General features: G+C 33.8%; 15 protein-coding genes and 2 riboswitches. Of the genes, 10 read left to right on the top strand and 5 right to left on the bottom strand.

Annotated features, from left to right (window positions below; all coding sequences use genetic code 11):
• Nucleotides 1–3 precede the first annotated feature (3 nt).
• Nucleotides 4–225 carry a hypothetical protein gene (locus CN946_RS15970; protein WP_098862038.1) on the top strand — a complete coding sequence of 74 codons (222 nt, stop codon included), beginning with the start codon at nucleotides 4–6 and terminating at the stop codon, nucleotides 223–225.
• Nucleotides 226–578: 353 nt separating this feature from the next.
• Here CN946_RS15970 and CN946_RS15965 read toward each other — a convergent pair whose 3' ends face one another.
• From CN946_RS15965 to CN946_RS15950, 4 genes are all read right to left on the bottom strand, one after another.
• Entirely contained in the window at nucleotides 579–2,045 is a 1,467-nt protein-coding gene (locus CN946_RS15965; protein WP_098862037.1) for a CoA-acylating methylmalonate-semialdehyde dehydrogenase, read from the bottom strand.
• An 18-nt stretch (nucleotides 2,046–2,063) separates the two neighbouring features.
• A complete protein-coding gene (locus tag CN946_RS15960; protein ID WP_286133944.1) occupies nucleotides 2,064–3,437 on the bottom strand; it encodes an aspartate aminotransferase family protein in 1,374 nt (457 codons plus the stop codon).
• Between the two features lie 162 nt (nucleotides 3,438–3,599).
• Entirely contained in the window at nucleotides 3,600–4,013 is a 414-nt protein-coding gene (locus CN946_RS15955) for a CBS domain-containing protein (protein ID WP_098862036.1), read from the bottom strand.
• Nucleotides 4,014–4,054: 41 nt separating this feature from the next.
• Complete coding sequence (locus tag CN946_RS15950; RefSeq protein WP_098862035.1) at nucleotides 4,055–4,423, bottom strand: Na-translocating system protein MpsC family protein; 369 nt, start codon at nucleotides 4,421–4,423, stop codon at nucleotides 4,055–4,057.
• A gap of 116 nt (nucleotides 4,424–4,539) precedes the next feature.
• A riboswitch (cyclic di-AMP (ydaO/yuaA leader) is annotated at nucleotides 4,540–4,678 on the bottom strand.
• Between the two features lie 124 nt (nucleotides 4,679–4,802).
• A riboswitch (cyclic di-AMP (ydaO/yuaA leader) is annotated at nucleotides 4,803–4,945 on the top strand.
• Nucleotides 4,946–5,410: 465 nt separating this feature from the next.
• Between CN946_RS15950 and CN946_RS24040 the strand changes: the two genes are divergently transcribed.
• The 7 genes from CN946_RS24040 to CN946_RS15915 all read left to right on the top strand — a co-directional run bounded on the left by CN946_RS24040 (nucleotide 5,411) and on the right by CN946_RS15915 (nucleotide 13,522).
• Complete coding sequence (locus CN946_RS24040; protein WP_098121507.1) at nucleotides 5,411–5,488, top strand: potassium-transporting ATPase subunit F; 78 nt, start codon at nucleotides 5,411–5,413, stop codon at nucleotides 5,486–5,488.
• A 31-nt stretch (nucleotides 5,489–5,519) separates the two neighbouring features.
• Nucleotides 5,520–7,193: a potassium-transporting ATPase subunit KdpA gene (gene kdpA / locus CN946_RS15940; protein ID WP_098862072.1), complete on the top strand. Its 1,674-nt coding sequence runs from the start codon at nucleotides 5,520–5,522 to the stop codon at nucleotides 7,191–7,193.
• A gap of 36 nt (nucleotides 7,194–7,229) precedes the next feature.
• Nucleotides 7,230–9,272, top strand: a complete 2,043-nt coding sequence (kdpB, locus tag CN946_RS15935) for a potassium-transporting ATPase subunit KdpB (RefSeq protein WP_098862034.1) — start codon at nucleotides 7,230–7,232, stop codon at nucleotides 9,270–9,272.
• 21 nt (nucleotides 9,273–9,293) lie between these two features.
• Nucleotides 9,294–9,854, top strand: coding sequence for a potassium-transporting ATPase subunit KdpC (kdpC, locus tag CN946_RS15930; RefSeq protein WP_098862033.1), 561 nt, complete (start codon nucleotides 9,294–9,296; stop codon nucleotides 9,852–9,854).
• A 56-nt stretch (nucleotides 9,855–9,910) separates the two neighbouring features.
• Nucleotides 9,911–12,244, top strand: a complete 2,334-nt coding sequence (locus CN946_RS15925; protein WP_098862032.1) for a universal stress protein — start codon at nucleotides 9,911–9,913, stop codon at nucleotides 12,242–12,244.
• Nucleotides 12,245–12,438: 194 nt separating this feature from the next.
• On the top strand, nucleotides 12,439–13,149 hold the full coding sequence (locus tag CN946_RS15920) for an SDR family NAD(P)-dependent oxidoreductase (RefSeq protein WP_098862031.1): 711 nt from the start codon (nucleotides 12,439–12,441) through the stop codon (nucleotides 13,147–13,149).
• Nucleotides 13,150–13,159: 10 nt separating this feature from the next.
• Nucleotides 13,160–13,522 carry a MerR family transcriptional regulator gene (locus CN946_RS15915; protein ID WP_098862030.1) on the top strand — a complete coding sequence of 121 codons (363 nt, stop codon included), beginning with the start codon at nucleotides 13,160–13,162 and terminating at the stop codon, nucleotides 13,520–13,522.
• A 61-nt stretch (nucleotides 13,523–13,583) separates the two neighbouring features.
• Here CN946_RS15915 and CN946_RS15910 read toward each other — a convergent pair whose 3' ends face one another.
• Nucleotides 13,584–14,822 (bottom strand): cation:proton antiporter, encoded by a 1,239-nt coding sequence (locus CN946_RS15910; protein WP_098862071.1) that lies wholly within the window; start codon nucleotides 14,820–14,822, stop codon nucleotides 13,584–13,586.
• A gap of 175 nt (nucleotides 14,823–14,997) precedes the next feature.
• On the opposite strand from CN946_RS15910, the gene CN946_RS15905 reads away from it, so the two are divergent.
• Entirely contained in the window at nucleotides 14,998–16,338 is a 1,341-nt protein-coding gene (locus CN946_RS15905; protein ID WP_098862029.1) for a TrkH family potassium uptake protein, read from the top strand.
• A gap of 38 nt (nucleotides 16,339–16,376) precedes the next feature.
• Nucleotides 16,377–17,030 (top strand): potassium channel family protein, encoded by a 654-nt coding sequence (locus CN946_RS15900; RefSeq protein WP_098862028.1) that lies wholly within the window; start codon nucleotides 16,377–16,379, stop codon nucleotides 17,028–17,030.
• Nucleotides 17,031–17,323: the final 293 nt, after the last annotated feature.

Raw genomic sequence — 17,323 nt, 5'->3', positions numbered from 1 at the left:
TAAATGTCAACAAACAAGGACTTTTTAATCGAAAGAAATCAAATCGATTCCCTTGTAAAGAAAGGCTACAAGATTAAGAGTGTAAGAGAAACCCTTGACGGTGCTTATGTTGACTTTGAAAATCAAGATGAAGAGGAGAAGTTTATAACGCTTCATTTAATGAATGCTGATACACGGAAGTATTTTGGTTCGTTAATTATTAAGCAGTTGGGGATTCATTTGTGAGAGTTAGTGAATCGTAAATAAAAATATTTATATCGCAATTAACATTGAAATCGAGTGTTCTAAAAGGTTAAATCATTAAAAAGATAGATGAATTTCACTCGGATTATTAAAAAATGATTTAAATTTCAGTCGGTTTTGCTACTTTTTATTAAAAACGATGCAATCTAAAGGAATTTGCAATGATCGAGCAAAACAGAACGTCCCGCATTAAATGATGATATACTGGCAAGAACCAATAATGAATGACAAATCGCATCTAATCCGAAACTACTAACGGAGCATGCGATTTTTTCTATTTAAAAAGGCTTTCCCATTAGTCAGTTACTTAAACTAATGGAAAAGCCCAATTTTATTTACTCTAATCTGCTAGTAATCATTTTTTTCCTTGTATAGAATTCAACACCGTCTGCACCATTTGCGTGTAGGTCACCATAGAACGAGTTTTTCCAACCAGAGAATGGAAAGAAAGCCATTGGTGCAGGCACGCCAATATTAACTCCCAGCATTCCTACTTCAATGTTCTCTCGGAAGTATCGAATACTAGATGCACTGTCTGTAAAGATACAAGCGCCATTACCAAAATCTGACTTGTTCGTTAGCTCAATCGCTTCTTCTAATGTTTCAACTCTAACGATTGATAGAACTGGTGCGAAAATTTCTTCTTTCCAAATTTTCATAGATGGGTTCACATTATCAAAGATTGTAGGTCCAATAAAGTAGCCTTTTTCTTTTCTAATTAAATCATTTCGTCCATCTCGTAATAATGTTGCACCTTCTTGTATTCCACATTCTATATATTGTTCCGTCCGTTCACGATGTTCCTTGCGAATGACAGGACCTAGGAATACATCCTCATCTAATCCATTTCCGATCAAGATGTTACCCGCTTCTATTTTTAATTTCTCTATTAAAGGATCGGCGATGTCGCCAACTGCTACGACTACTGAGCAAGCCATACATCGTTCACCTGCAGAACCGTATGCAGCTGTAACGATTTGCTTAACCGATTCTTCTAAGTTTGCATCTTGTAAAACGATACTATGATTTTTAGCACCAGCCAAAGCTTGAACACGCTTACCATTTGCAGATGCAGCTTTATAGACATATTCCGCCACTGGTTGAGAGCCGACAAATGAAATGGCAGGAACATCTTTGTTTTGAAGTAATTCGTTTACAATTTCATGTGCTCCATGCACAATGTTGAATACACCCTTTGGAAGACCGGCTTCGGTAAAGAGCTCTGCTAAACGATTTGCAAGTAGTGGTGTACGTTCTGAAGGCTTTAGGATAAACGTGTTTCCACATGCAATCGCTAATGGGAACATCCAGCAAGGGACCATCATTGGGAAATTAAAAGGCGTTATGCCACCAACAACACCTACAGGGTACCGATACATCGCCGATTCAATATTTGTAGCAATATCAGGTAATTGTTTACCCATCATTAATGTTGGCGCACCAGCAGCAAATTCTACGCATTCAATTCCACGTTGAACTTCTCCGTATGCCTCATTATAGCTTTTACCATTCTCAATTGTTATTAAATTAGCAAGTTCATCCCAATGCTTTATTAGTAATTGTTGATATGAAAATAGTATTCTTGCTCTTTTAGGAACAGGGGTTTTACTCCATGTAATAAAAGCTTTTTTAGCTGCTTTTACAGCGTTTTCTAAATCTGATTTAGTTGAGAGAGGTACAAATGCTAATATTTCTTCAGTAGCAGGATTAGGAACTGGAATTGTCTTGGCATTTGGTGAAGCTTCAATCCAGTCACCATTTATAAAATTCTTTAAAACCTTTATATTAGTTTGTGTAGACAAGAATATCACCCCGTACGATTATAGTTTTGAGAATGCTTTGTTTAAAGTATTAACGATAAAGTCAAGCTCTTCATCAGTTGTTGTAAATGGAGGAGAAAGTGTGAGGATATTATTGTAGCCAGGAACCGTATCTCCATTTCGACCGATTATTAATCCTTGTGCCTTACATTCAGTTATTATTTTTAACACCAACTCTGGGCTAGCAGGTTTTTTACTTTTTTTATCTTCAACAAGCTCAATTCCTGCAATAAAACCAAAACTTCGGATGTCTCCAACATTTTTATAAGCTAGTAAACTATCTAATTTTTTACGGAGCTCTTCACCTAAATAAGCAGCACGCTCTATTAAATTTTCTCTTTCAATAATTTCCAAGTTTTTAAGTGCAACTGCACATGAAGCTGGATTTCCTCCGAACGTATTAACATGACGAAAATGATTATCTGTCCCTGGTTGTTTAAATACTTCATATAGATCGCTACTTACTGCAGTTGCTGAAAGAGGTGTATAGGCGCTCGTCATACCTTTAGCCATTGTGACGATATCTGGTTTTATACCGAAGTTTTGATGTCCAAACTGTTTTCCAGAGCGGCCAAAACCACATATGACTTCATCAACAATTAACAAAATACCAAATTTATCACAAATTTTTCGAACTTTTGTTAAGTATTCGGCAGGTGGTACAATAACTCCTCCACCTGTAATAACTGGCTCCATTATAATCCCTGCAATCGTTTCAGCACCTTCGTAATTAATAACATCTTCTATTGCAGTTGCACATTGGATACCGCAATCTCCATACGTTTTACCAAAAGGGCATCGATAGCAATAAGGCGGTGCCACATGCTGGAAACCTGAAGAAAGAGGTTCATATTTAACTTTTCGGTTAGCTTGACCAGTAGCACTTAAAGCACCCATCGAATTACCATGATATGCACGATATCTTGATATAAATTTATAACGCAAAGGTTCACCATTTTGTTGATGGTATTGTCTAGCAATCTTAAAAGCTACTTCATTTGCATCGGATCCAGAATTAGAATAAAAAATACGATAGTCTCCCCCTAGCCATTCATTTAACTTTTCAGCTAATAAGATGGAAGGCACATTACCTTGTGACATTGGAACATATGGAATAGCTTGCATTTGTTCAGATGCTGCTTTTGCAATCTCCTCACGACCGTAACCTACATTCACACACCATAATCCTGACATCCCGTCTAAATAATTTTTGCCATCAATGTCAGTAACTGTACTATTTTTACCAGATACTAAAACCATTGGATTTGGATTGTGAGGCGACATATGATGCCATACATATTTTTGGTCTAATTCAAGAAGCTCTTCTTTCGAAAGAGAAGTAGAATGCGTCACCTTTACAGTTTTATCATTCACTGAATAGTCACCAACTTTCAAAATTCTAGTTTTATTTGAAATCCTCTTTATTAATTAATATTACAGAAGGATTTATATTATCCTTTTTGCTGGACAAAATTTAGATTAAATGAATTATGATTAAATATAAAAAAATAACCGCTAATATAGTCTATTAGCGGTCTAATGGCTTTCTTTTAATAAATTCTTACTACAATACTCAATAATTTCTTTTCTCTTCACCATACCTATAAACACATCTTTATCATCAATAACAGGAATGAAGTTTTGATTAATAGCTCGTGTAAATAAATCCTCTATTTGTGCATTAATTGATACGGGCTCATATAAATTGTGCAGGGAAATTTCTTTTAAACTGATTTCGTTCGTATTAGAAAATGATAAACTTGCCGTATTTTTTAATTTCCATAATAAGTCACCTTCAGCAAGTGTACCAACGTATTTACCATCATCATCTACTAAAGGTATAGCCGTATAACGATGATGTTCCATTTTTTCAAGTGCTTGACGCATAGTTGAATTGATATTCATATATACTAATTCGTTTTTTGGGGTAAAGAAAAACGCGATATTCATTTTTCGTACTCCTTAATATAGTTTAATTATAATTTGTATTTTTAGGTTTCAAGTAATTTACTAATATTTTGATCCATTACAAAAACTTCAATTCGCTCACCAGTTTTTGTACTCGTATCACTATGACTAGATAAAACCTTACATCCTGTATGTTTTTCAATAATTTCTTCATATTCTTTACTATACATTTCTCTAAGGACTTGGCGCATTTTTTTTACAAGACTTTTTCCTGTGTTGTGTGAAACTAAATGTTTCTCTTCGGTTGTCAATACGCCTTTGAATCGAAGGATAATCATGTCTTCAACAATATATGTTTTTGCTTCTTGAGGACCTCTTCCAATTAACTCTCTTTGGAATTTTATGAATGCCTCACTTAATTCGATTTCAAGCTTTTTTTTTGATGATATCATTAATATCTCTCCCATACCGTTAATTAAAACAAAAAAATAGCCAAAGAAGAGCAATCTTCTCGTAGCTATTTACTTCAATGAGAAAAGTATATTGAAATATTAATAACTCGATTAAATTTTGCTCTCTTCAAACGCTGGCGAGGTTAGCTGACGGATTCGGGCTTGAAAAGTAGCCCTACCATAAATGGATTCACCCCATGTGCAATGCACGAATGGTTCCCCCGCTCGTAATTTACGATTTAGCGATTACAGCAAATTTATTTGTTGATATGTATATCATACAGAGATAAATAAAATTGTAAAGGAATATACTTTTACAAAACAATTTTAAAAAATCTCTTTACATTAAAAAATCATCGCCTTATAATCAAGTCAACAAAATAAATATCGGCTTAATTACGAATATTCGTAAACGGAGGAACCAATTTTTTGGGGTTAATTTTACATGATTGTAAAAGGGATGAGATACTCTTTCGCCATCCTACCCGACAGCTAACTTCGTAGGCTAAAGCGAGGGAGGTCAGTAGACCGCCTAATTTGAGCGGGTTTTTTTATTGCCTTTTTGCAATAATTTACCTGAGCAAATCACTGTGTAGGTCTTTTTATTTTGTTTTTAAATGGAAAATTCTGGATTGTGCATAGAAAAGATCAGGGAGACAGAACACAAAGAGAGTAATACGCTAGCTGGGTGTTAGGTAGACCAATGAATACTTTTCTTCCAAATTCAATTAACTAAATCGTTATTAGTTGTAGACATATTTAATTAAAAAACTATGTTTATATCTACAAAATTTAGTTAATTTGCTGGAGGATTAGTGTCCATTGGTCTTTTTTGTTGTTCAGAAAAAGGCATGAAATTTTTATCAAAAATGAGAGGGGAGAATTTAATGATCAATGACTTAACAATGATTAGTTTAATTGTTATCGTTTTTGCAGTTTTTTGGGGTTTTACAATTTTTTGCGAAAAAGCGTAAGGGGGATATATTGATGCTTATTCCAGCAATTATAGGGATTGTTCTTATTCTATATTTAATTTTTGTACTAATTAAACCAGAGAAATTTTAGTTAAACATGTGGGAGGAATTTTTAAATGTCCATGGGAATTCTGCAGGTAGTTGTTACATTGCTCATTATTGTTTTATTAGTAAAGCCAGTAGGTAGCTACCTTGTTAAAGTATATGACAATGAGAAAACGGGATTAGATCGCTTTTTTGGGCCTTTTGAAAGATTTATTTACCGATTAATTGGTGTACGCGAAGAAGAAAAAATGGGTTGGAAAAAATATGTTTTAGCGATGTTGTTAAGTAATTTTGTGATGTTAATTATTTTATATGCAATTTTTAGATTTCAAAAATATTTACCTTTCAATCCAGATCATATAAGTAATATGCCATCAGCTTTGGCATTCAATACGGCAACTTCTTTTATAACAAATACGAATTGGCAGGCTTACAGTGGTGAAAATTCACTTTCGTATTTCTCCCAAATGGCGGCTATTACATTCCCAATGTTTACTTCAGCTGCTACCGGCTTTGCAGTAGCGATTGCCTTTATAAGAGGATTAGTAGGACGTCAAGATAATCTAGGAAACTTTTATGTAGATTTAGTTCGTTCAATCACTCGAGTATTTTTACCTTTATCATTTATCGTAGCTTTATTTTTAGTATTCCAAGGTGTACCTCAAACTTTAAAAGGTGCAGTAGATGCAACAACAATTGAAGGGGTAAAACAAGTTATTACTAGAGGGCCTGTAGCTGCACTTGAATCAATTAAACATATTGGTACAAATGGTGGAGGATTTTTTGGTACAAATGCTGCACATCCATTTGAAAATCCTACACCTTTATCAAATTTAGTTCACATAGTGTGTATGATGCTTTTACCTACTTCATTAGTTTATGCATTCGGTGTAATGGTTAAAAACAAAAGGCAAGGATGGACAGTATTTGCTGCAATGGGCATATTGTTTATAGCGCTTCTTACAGCAGTATTTGTTGCAGAGTATAAAGGTACTCCTGCTCTACAAGCACTTGGTATACATGGAAATATGGAAGGAAAGGAAGTTCGATTTGGAGTATCTGAATCAGCGCTTTTCACGGCTGTTACAACTGCTGCCACCACTGGATCAGTTAACAATATGCACGATTCATTAACACCAATTGGTGGAATGGTACCACTTGCTGAAATGATGTTAAATAATGTTTTCGGTGGAAAAGGCGTAGGTTTATTAAACGGATTATTATATGTCATCTTAACAGTCTTTATTTGCGGGCTAATGGTAGGGCGAACACCTGAATTTTTAGGAAAGAAAATCGAAGCAAAAGAAATTAAACTAGCATCGATTGCGATTTTAACTCACCCATTAATTATCTTAGTTCCTACTGCATTAGCATTAGCTTTAAAAGGACCAGTTTCGTCTATATTAAATCCTGGTTTCCATGGTTTGACTGAAGTATTGTACGCCATTACTTCTGGAGCAGCTAATAATGGATCAGCATTCGGTGGATTAACAGCTAATAGGGATTTCTATAACATTATAATCGGATTAGTTATGTTGTTTGGTCGATATATTTCAATTATTGCTATGCTAGCGATTGCTGGGTCATTTTCTACTAAGAAAGTTGTTGCAGCAACATCTGGAACATTCCGAACAGATACGCCTTTATTTACAGTCATATTAGTTGCGATTATTTTAGTTGTAAGTGCATTAACGTTTTTCCCTGTACTTGCACTAGGTCCAATCGCAGAGCATTTAGGGATGTTCAAATAGTAGGAAACGGTAATAGCTAAGGAGGAGAATGAACATATGGCAATCGAAAATAAGCCACTTTCAAAAGAAATAAAAACGCAAGCTGTGATTGATTCATTTAAAAAATTAAATCCACTTGTGATGATAAAAAATCCAGTCATGTTTGTAGTAGAAGTCGGGACTTTCATAACTCTTATTCTTTCAATTAAACCAGATCTTTTTGGAATCAGTACAGTAGGTAGAACATATAATATTGCGGTATTTTTAATTCTTTTATTTACAGTATTATTTGCTAATTTTGCAGAAGCACTTGCTGAAGGGCGTGGTAAAGCGCAGGCAGATACACTAAGAAAAACAAAATCAGAAACAAATGCGAAGTTAAGACAAAAAGACGGATCTTATATAGAAGTACCTTCAACTTCATTAAGAAAGGGAGATATCGTTCGAGTAGATACAGGAGAAATTATTCCTTCAGATGGAGAAATTATTGAAGGTCTTGCATCGATTGATGAATCAGCTATAACAGGTGAATCAGCACCAGTTATTAAAGAAGCAGGAGGAGATTTTTCATCTGTTACTGGAGGAACTACAGTCGTTTCAGATTATATTATTGTTAAAATTTTAACTGATCCTGGTGAATCATTTATTGACCGAATGATTTCTTTAGTAGAGGGAGCAGCTCGTCAAAAGACACCGAATGAAGTGGCATTAACTACTTTATTAGCAGTGTTAACACTAGTTTTTTTGATCGTTATTATGACACTTGTTCCAATTGCGAATTATTTAAATGTCTCAATTGATGTTGCAACATTAATCGCTTTACTTGTTTGTTTAATTCCTACAACAATTGGTGGGTTACTTTCTGCGATCGGAATTGCAGGGATGAACCGTGTAACACAATTTAATGTTTTAGCTATGTCTGGTAAAGCAGTTGAAGCTGCTGGAGATATTGATACGATGATTTTAGATAAAACTGGAACAATTACATTCGGTAACCGAATGGCGAGTGAGTTTATTCCGGTTGGTAGCATATCAGAAAAAGAAGTAACGATGGCTTCTTTAAAATCTTCTGTAAAAGATGAAACGCCAGAGGGACGTTCTGTTGTAGAGTTGGCACATAAAAATGGACTAAGCTGGGATCAAAATGAATATAAAGACGCCGAGATAATTGAATTTACTGCTGAAACTAGAATGTCAGGTTTAAATTTAATAGATGGAACTGAAATTCGAAAAGGAGCGGTAGACGCAATTAAGAAATATATAGTGGCTAAAGGTGGAGGCTTTCCTTCTGACCTTGAGGAAAAATCAAATATTGTAGCAAAAGCAGGAGGTACACCACTTGCTGTTGCAATAAATGATCAAATTTACGGTGTTATTTATTTAAAAGATACAGTAAAACCAGGATTGAAAGAACGATTTGAAGAATTAAGAGCGATGGGGATCAAAACGGTTATGTGTACAGGTGATAATCCGTTAACAGCTGCAACTATTGCCAAAGAAGCAGGTGTTGACGAGTTTATTGCAGAAGCAAAACCAGAAGATAAAATCGCTGCGATTAAAAATGAACAAAATGAAGGAAAGTTAGTTGCGATGACTGGAGATGGAACAAATGATGCTCCTGCCCTAGCTCAAGCTGATGTTGGTTTAGCGATGAATTCAGGAACAATGGCTGCAAAAGAAGCAGCAAACATGATCGACTTAGACTCTGATCCTACTAAACTATTATCTGTTATTGCGATTGGTAAGCAATTACTAATCACACGTGGTTCATTAACAACTTTTTCAATCGCAAATGATATTGCGAAGTATTTTGCGATTATCCCAGCCTTATTTATAATGGCAATTCCGCAATTAGATTATCTTAATATTATGGGACTGAATTCGCCTAAGTCTGCAATCCTATCAGCATTAATATTTAATGCAATCATTATTCCTCTCCTCATTCCTGTTGCGATGAAGGGTGCGAAGTATAAGCCGATGGATGCAAATAAACTATTATCCAAAAACTTATTAATCTACGGGCTTGGTGGTGTTATTGCTCCGTTCATTGGAATTAAAATTATTGATATTCTTGTATCCACATTGCATTTTGTTTATTAGATTGGAAATGGAGGATTTAATGTGAGATCAGTTATGATTGCGATAAGAGCATCTATTGTATTGTTATTAATTTGCGGATTGGGATATCCATTAGCTACAACAGGGGTTGCACAGGCTATTTTCCCAAAACAAGCAGATGGTAGTTTAATAGAAACGAATGGAAAAGTTACGGGTTCCAAATTACTAGCTCAAGAATTTAAAGGGCCTGAATGGTTCCATTCTAGAGCGTCTGCTGCGAATTATAATCCTACTGCAACAGCTGCAACTAATGCTGCTGTTGCATCAAAGGAATATGTTAAAGCAACAAAAGATAAAGTAAATAAATTAAAAAAAGAAAATAGTGATCTTGGTAAAACAATACCAGCAGATTTAGTAACAACGTCTGGTTCGGGATTTGATCCGGATTTATCCCCAGAAGCAGTAAAAGCTCAAGTACAGAGGGTTGCTAAAGCAACAGGAATATCTGAAGATAAATTAGTATCTTTAATTGAAAGTCATACAATAGGTCGCCAATTAGGAATATTTGGTGAGCCACGTGTGAATATATTAGAACTGAACTTAGATTTACAAAAGTTAAGATAAAAGGGGAGAGGATTTCTCTCCTTTTTCCTTATGTAAAAAGAAAGGAGGATAAATTATTGGACCAACCGTTTCGTAGGAAAACACCTGAAGAATTACTAGAATCAATACAGAAAATCAAAAAAGGTAGATTGAAAATTATTATCGGCGCTGCAAGTGGTGCTGGAAAAACATATCATATGCTTCAAGAAGGAAATGTTTTAAAAGAACGTGGTATTGATGTTGTAATGGGGCTAATCAGTGAAACATATCGTCAGAAAACAATTGAACAAATTGGTTCTCTAGAGAAAATCCCCTCAATTACTTGGGTAGAAAAGGGTTCTTTAAAACAGGATCTTGATTTAGATTCCATCATAACTAGGAATCCTGAAGTAGTTCTTGTTGATTCAATAGCACATCAAAATAGACCTGGTGCTAAGTTTCCTATTCGGCTAGATGATATCAAATATTTAATATCAAAAAATATCAGTGTTATTACAACCATGAATATTTATGAGATAAAAGAAGTTTATGATGAAGCTGAAAAATTGACTGGTGGCAAAGTTAAAGGGAATTTATTTGTTCCAGAAGAAACTTTAGCTTTGGCAGATGAAGTAAAGTTATTAGATGTTACACCTGAAGTCATTTTACAAAGATCAAAAGAGGATTCTACTAATGAAGAAGAATACAAAAATCGTTATCAATCAATGCATAAAAGTAATTTAGCAGTACTTCGTGAACTTGCACTGCGTTTCATAGCCGGTGAAGTAAATTATGAACTTGATGAATATCGTGAAAAACACGGTATTGTTGGACCTTCTGGGGCTTCGGAGAAAATTTTAGTCACAGTGCAATATCATTTGAATGGTTCTATTTTGGTCAGAAGGGGACAACAAATTTCAAAAAGACTGGGTGGAGATTTACATGTAGTATGCTTTCAACCACCTAATAAAAAATTCACTAGTGATGAATTAACTTTTAAGCGATCCATCATAAAACTTGTTGAAAAAGTTGGAGGGGATTTTGAAGAATTAACATTGACGAGCAATTCAATTGCGAGTGAAATTGTTGAATATTCAATTCGTAATAATATAACGAGTATTGTATTAGGTCAATCTAAGAGAACACGGTGGGAAGAGATTGTAAATGGTTCAATCGTTAATAAAATATTAAGAAAAACTAAGAATATAGATGTGTTTATTGTTGCTGATCGTGGGGAAAAAGATGGAGAAAGAGTAATTCCTACAATGCAAGTAAACAAAGAAATACTTGATCCATATCGACGCTTAAGTCCGCAAGAGCTTGCAAAGGAAATTCATAAAATTAAACGCGGCTCATTAAAAGTTTATATTGGTGCTGCTCCTGGTGTTGGTAAAACTTATACGATGCTAAGGGAAGGAAATGAACTAAAGAAAAAAGGTATTGATATTATTATTGGGTTACTTGAAACGCACGGTAGGAAAGAAACATTGGAAAAAGTAGAGGATTTAGAAATTATTCCAAGAAAAAACATTCCATACAAAGGAACTACACTAGAAGAAATGGATACTGATGCAATCATACAAAGAGACCCAGAGGTAGTGTTAATAGATGAGTTAGCACATACGAATGTTCCAGGTAGTAAGTTTAATAAGAGATATATGGATGTAGAAGAAATATTGGAAGCAGGAATTTCAGTCATTTCTACCATGAATATACAACATGTAGAAAGTTTAAATGATAGTGTCGAACAAATTACTGGAGTACGAGTTAGAGAAACAGTACCTGACAATATACTTAGAGATGCCAATGAAATTGAATTAATTGATATTTCTCCAAAAGCTCTAAGGGAAAGAATGAGAGAAGGAAGAATTTACGCACCAATTAAAATAGAGCAATCATTAAATAATTTTTTTAAAACTGGAAATTTAATAGCTTTAAGGGAATTAGCGCTTAGAGAAGTAGCTGATGATGTAGATGAACGTCTTGAGGCATGGGAACGGGATTTAACACTAAGAGGACCTTGGAGACAAGAGGAAGTCATTTTTGTATGTGTAAATTTAAAACCTAATAATGAAAGACTTATTCGTAGAGGCTTTCGAATTGCATATCGGCTAAAAGCTAAATTGTATGTATCGTATGTTAAAGTACATGACAATTTTTCAGAAGAAGAAAAACTTTCATTAAAAAAAATAAAAGATTTAACTGCACGCTTAGGTGGTACATTTGAAATGTATGAAACAACTGATCGAAGACACGTTTTTATTGAATTAGTAAAAAATATTCTAGAAAAAAAGACAACTCATGTAATTATTGGACAGTCAGCCCGTTCTAGATGGGAGGAAATAAAAGCAGGATCAATCGTTCAAAAGCTGTTAAGGGAGTTGCGTCACTTAGATGTTTTAGTAGTTGCTGATCAAAGTTTAAATCTTTGATTTTTCCAAGGATTTATTTAAATACTTTTTCTGGTATGAGCGTGAAATGTTAAAATTTCATGCCTTTTTTTTTAGGAGTAATTCTCAATAAAAAAAATATTTAAAATTTTTTTAAAAACCCTTGACCTAAACTTAGGTTTAGGTTGTATTCTCGGATTTGTAAGCAACAATTAAATAAATCGGAGGAATTAAGAATGATGAAGTATGCTTTTGTAACTGGTGCTAATAAAGGGATTGGATTAGAAATTGTTCGACAATTAGCTGGAAAAGAATATCATGTATTTTTAGGGGCTCGGAATGAGGAATTAGGAAACCAAGCTTTACAATCTTTAGGGTTATCAAATGTTACCTTTATTCAAGTTGATATTTCTGAGGCTCAATCTATTCAAAAATCTTTTTCTAAGATTCAGGAGTTGACTGATCACCTAGATTTATTAATTAATAATGCAGGTATTGCACCTGATTTTAATATTAAACCAAGTGAAATCAAACTTGAAACATTACGTCAGGCCTTTGAAGTAAATTTCTTTGGAACTTTCCAAATGATCCAAACTTTTTTACCATTGGTTAATAAATCAGAACGAGGAAAAATTATTAATGTAACGACCGATATGGCATCCCAAACAATGTTTGACCGTGGTGAAACTGACCCAATTAATATTTTAGGTTATAATTCTTCAAAAACAGCTAATAATTCTTTAACACTAACATTTGGTAAAGAATTTGGAAGTAACGGTCCAGAAATTTTCGGTGTTACACCCGGATTTACAACAACGGACTTAAATCATAATTCGGCTGGAGGAAAAACAACAGCTGAGGGTGCCAAAATCATAACTGACTTTGCGTTAAGTAATATCAATTATAATGGCAAGATATTAAATGCAAATGGCATTATGCCGTGGTAAGGGAGAGTTCATGAATTATACAATTGGGCAAGTAGCAAAGTTGAATAACTTAACAATTTCTCAATTAAGATATTATGACAAACAGGGATTGTTACCCTTTCTAAAAAGAACTGAGAGTGGAGACAGAATTTTCGATGAAGATTCACTTAAATTGATTGAAATGATTTTATGCTTAAAAAATACAGGAATGCCAATCAAAAAAATAAAGCAATTTGTTGACTGGACTATGCATGGAGAAGAAACCTTGAATCAACGTTTAGAGCTTATGAAACAGCAAGAAGAAAATGTTTTAGAGCAAATAAAAGAAACAGAAGAAAATTTAAAGAAAATTCAACGGAAAATTGCTAAATATGAATTCGAAATACAAAAATAAAAAAGACAACTTTCAATAGTTGTCTTTTTTATTGAATTCGTAAGTATATACTCAAGGTTTTTTAATTGTTGTTTAAATTAGATTTCTCTAAAACAAGACCTAATTTTTTAGCTACATAACCCGTGGTACTAGCCTGTATTAGAATTGTCATTAGTATGGCGATAAAAGTAACTGTTGTTATTTCATTTGCATATTTAACTCCAGCAGCTACAATCATCCCAGAAAGTGCAGCAGGAATAACTCCAGTTTCACGAACCCAAAACATAAACAAAATTTCTTTCCATGTCCATTTTGCTTTTCGATCTGGCAAAGCACAAAAAAGGACTGTAAGCGGTCTCGCAATAAACATGAAAACTAAAACAATTAAAACTCCTTGTATCCAAAATTTACTTAAAATATGAAAATTAACTTGGGTACCAAGTAACATAAAAATAAGTTTTCTCATAATTAATGTAACATTATCCGAAAAATGTGCATCGGTTGTTTTAGTTTCAACTGAAATATGAAGACGAAACAATTGTGGATTACCTAAAATAAGACCAGCTGTAAAAGTTGCCATAAACCCACTGGCATGAATAAAACCAGCTGCTAAATATGAGCTAACCGCTAATACTAGACTGACAATTGTGCTGTATTTATTTAAAAATGCCCATCTATGTGATGAAGTAAAAAAAGCTCCAAAGAAACCAACAATTATTCCAACTAATATGCCACCTCCAGCTTCACGGAAAAAACTCCAAATACTAGATGAAAAAGATAATTGTGATTGTCCTAAAATGACTCCGAGTATAGTAAATGCCAAAATGGAACCCGTTGCATCATTAAAAGCTGATTCACTTTCTACAGTTTGTCTTACTTTTTCATGAATCGTAACTTGTTTAAAAACTGGAATCAAGGTTGCTGGGTCAGTAGATGCAATGACTGATGCTAGCAAAAGCGCATATAAGAAAGGTAGCTTCAATAAATAAAAAGCTGTAACTGCTACAACTAAAGCTGTAATAATGACTCCAAGAGTCGATAGAAGAGAGATGGTAATCCAAACTTTTTTTAAAACGGAAACATGAATGGCTTTACCTCCTTCAAACAGAATTAGGACAGAACCTAGGACGATAATGAACTGATTTGCCACTGATTCATTTGGCAATGAAATGAAATTAAATACTGATGGACCTACTAAAATACCAATTATCATAAACAAAGCAACATCAGGAATTTTTATCTTTTCAGCTAATTTTATTGCCAATAATCCAAAAATCAAGACAAAAGTAATGATATATAATTCATGTTCAACAGTCTTCATTACAGCCGACTCCAAAATAGATCACCTCTTTGCACTTATAAACTAATCTTAGATTGACCTTGTTGAACTAGAAATATTTATTCAGAAAATCAATTTAAAATAGTAAGTTTTTATTAAAATTTTTCCTCAATGGGAACGCTAATAAAAATTAAGCTCAAAGAGGGGATGTACTACTATGAAAAAAAAGCTGGAGCCTTCTTTAGACCCATCAAAAGTTTTAGTGATTGGATTTGCTCTCATTATTGTTTTAGGTAGTATTCTTCTAACTCTACCAATAGCTACTAGGGATGGGGTAGGTCTGAATTGGTTGGATGCTTTATTCACTTCTACATCTGCTACTTGTGTGACTGGACTAGTAGTAGTGGATACTGGTACAACCTTCACATTATTTGGACAATTAGTTATATTGTCTCTCATTCAAGTTGGCGGTTTAGGTTTTATGACATTTGCCACTTTTTTTGCAGTTCTTTTAGGTAAGAGAATTTCTTTAAAAGAACGCTTGTTATTACAGGAAGCATTGAATAATTTATCGATTGCAGGAATTGTTCGTTTAGTAAAGAGAATCTTTATTTTTACAATTGTAATTGAATTAGTTGGTGGGTTAATATTAGCAATTCGTTTTTCATTTGATATGCCAATTAGTAAGGCAATATATTTTGGATTATTTCATTCCGTTTCGAATTTTAATAATGCTGGCTTTGATTTAATGGGAGAGTTTAAGAGTTTAACTGGTTATGTAGCAGATCCAACTGTTACAATTGTGGTTTGTTTATTGATAATACTTGGGGGAATTGGTTTTATCGTAATGAACGAATTATTTGAATACAAAGAAACAGGCTTTCTCTCTTTACATACTAAAGTAGTTCTAAAAACAAGTGTTTTTTTATTAGTTTTAGGAACGGTTCTGATTTTCTTCCTAGAATTACATAATCCAAAAACACTACAGCCGTTATCATGGACTGGGAAATTTCTTGGTTCGTTATATCAATCTGTGACACCTAGAACGGCAGGATCCAATACACTCAATATACCTGATTTAACACAATCAACGCTTTTCATTATTATCATTTTGATGTTTATAGGCGCATCTCCTGGTTCTACCGGAGGAGGAATAAAAACGACGACTTTTGCTACATTATTAGGAGCAGTTCGATCACAGATTAAAGGGAAAGAAGATGTTATATTTTTTAAAAGAAGTATCATGTACGACACTATTTATAAGGCGCTTACCGTTACGATAAGTGGTCTACTTATTGTTATCTTTGTTACCATGATCTTAACAATTACAGAGCATGGAAAGGATTTCTTAATGATCTTATTTGAAGCAACTTCTGCATTTGGAACTGTTGGATTATCTATGGGATTAACTCCTGATCTAACACCAATTGGAAGGATCTTGATCATTTTAACAATGTTTGCGGGAAGAGTTGGTCCATTGACGATTGCTTTTGCTGTTACGCTAAGAAGAACTTCGGATCCTTTTAAACGACCAAAAGGTAAAATCATGATTGGATAAATCGTACCAAATTCATTTTATATAGGAGCAATGTAAATATGAAAAAACAATATGCAGTTATAGGACTTGGTAGATTCGGCTCAGGTATTGTGAATACTTTATTGCAACATGGTAATGAAGTTCTTGTAATTGATAGTAATGAAGAGCGAATTAATCAGTTTGCAGACACAGCTACACATGCAGTAATAGCAGATTCTACAAATGATGAAGCTTTAAAGGCTATTGGTATAGGTAACTTTGACACAGTTATAGTAGCGATTGGAAATGATATGCAATCAAGTATTTTAACAACCTTAGTATTAAATGAATTGAAAATTGAAAAAATTGTTGCTAAAGCATTAAATAAACGGCATGGTGAAGTGTTAAAAAAAGTTGGGGCTGATTGGGTTATCTATCCGGAAAAGAATATGGGAGAACGAGTAGCGCACCAATTAATGTCACCAAATGTTTTAAACTTTATTGAACTCGCGCAAAATTATAGTATAGAGGAAATTAAGTTACCTTCAAAAATGGTTGGGAAAAGTTTGAAAGAATTAAATATTAGAGTAGAATTTAATTTAACTGTCATTGCTATAAAAAGCGAAGGAGTGGTTAATATCTCACCTTCTCCTGATGAAGTTATACATGAGGGAGATGTATTGGTTATGATTGGAGAAAATAGGGATTTGCATCGTTTTTCAAATCTTGAATAATTTGAAATTTAAATATTAACCACGCTGGACCCTTCTAGTGTTTAAATTGTTTCTTTATGAGTAGCGTTTTTTAAGTAAAATGTACCTCTATAATCGTGATAAATATGTAAACGATTACCAAAAAAAGAACATCAAAAATCATTCATTTCAAGTAATCGTTTACATGAATTATTCCAAAAAACACCATTTGACGAGTAGTTTTTATCATGATAAAGTTGGTCTTACGTTTAAAAACGAACGTCAAACCACGGCCACTTGGTCATGGTTTTTTTATATGAAAAAATAGCGAAAGG

Origin of the sequence: Bacillus sp. AFS053548, assembly GCF_002575105.1 — a bacterium.
Lineage (GTDB): Bacteria > Bacillota > Bacilli > Bacillales > Bacillaceae_G > Gottfriedia.
This window is presented reverse-complemented; position numbering and strand designations above follow the sequence as displayed.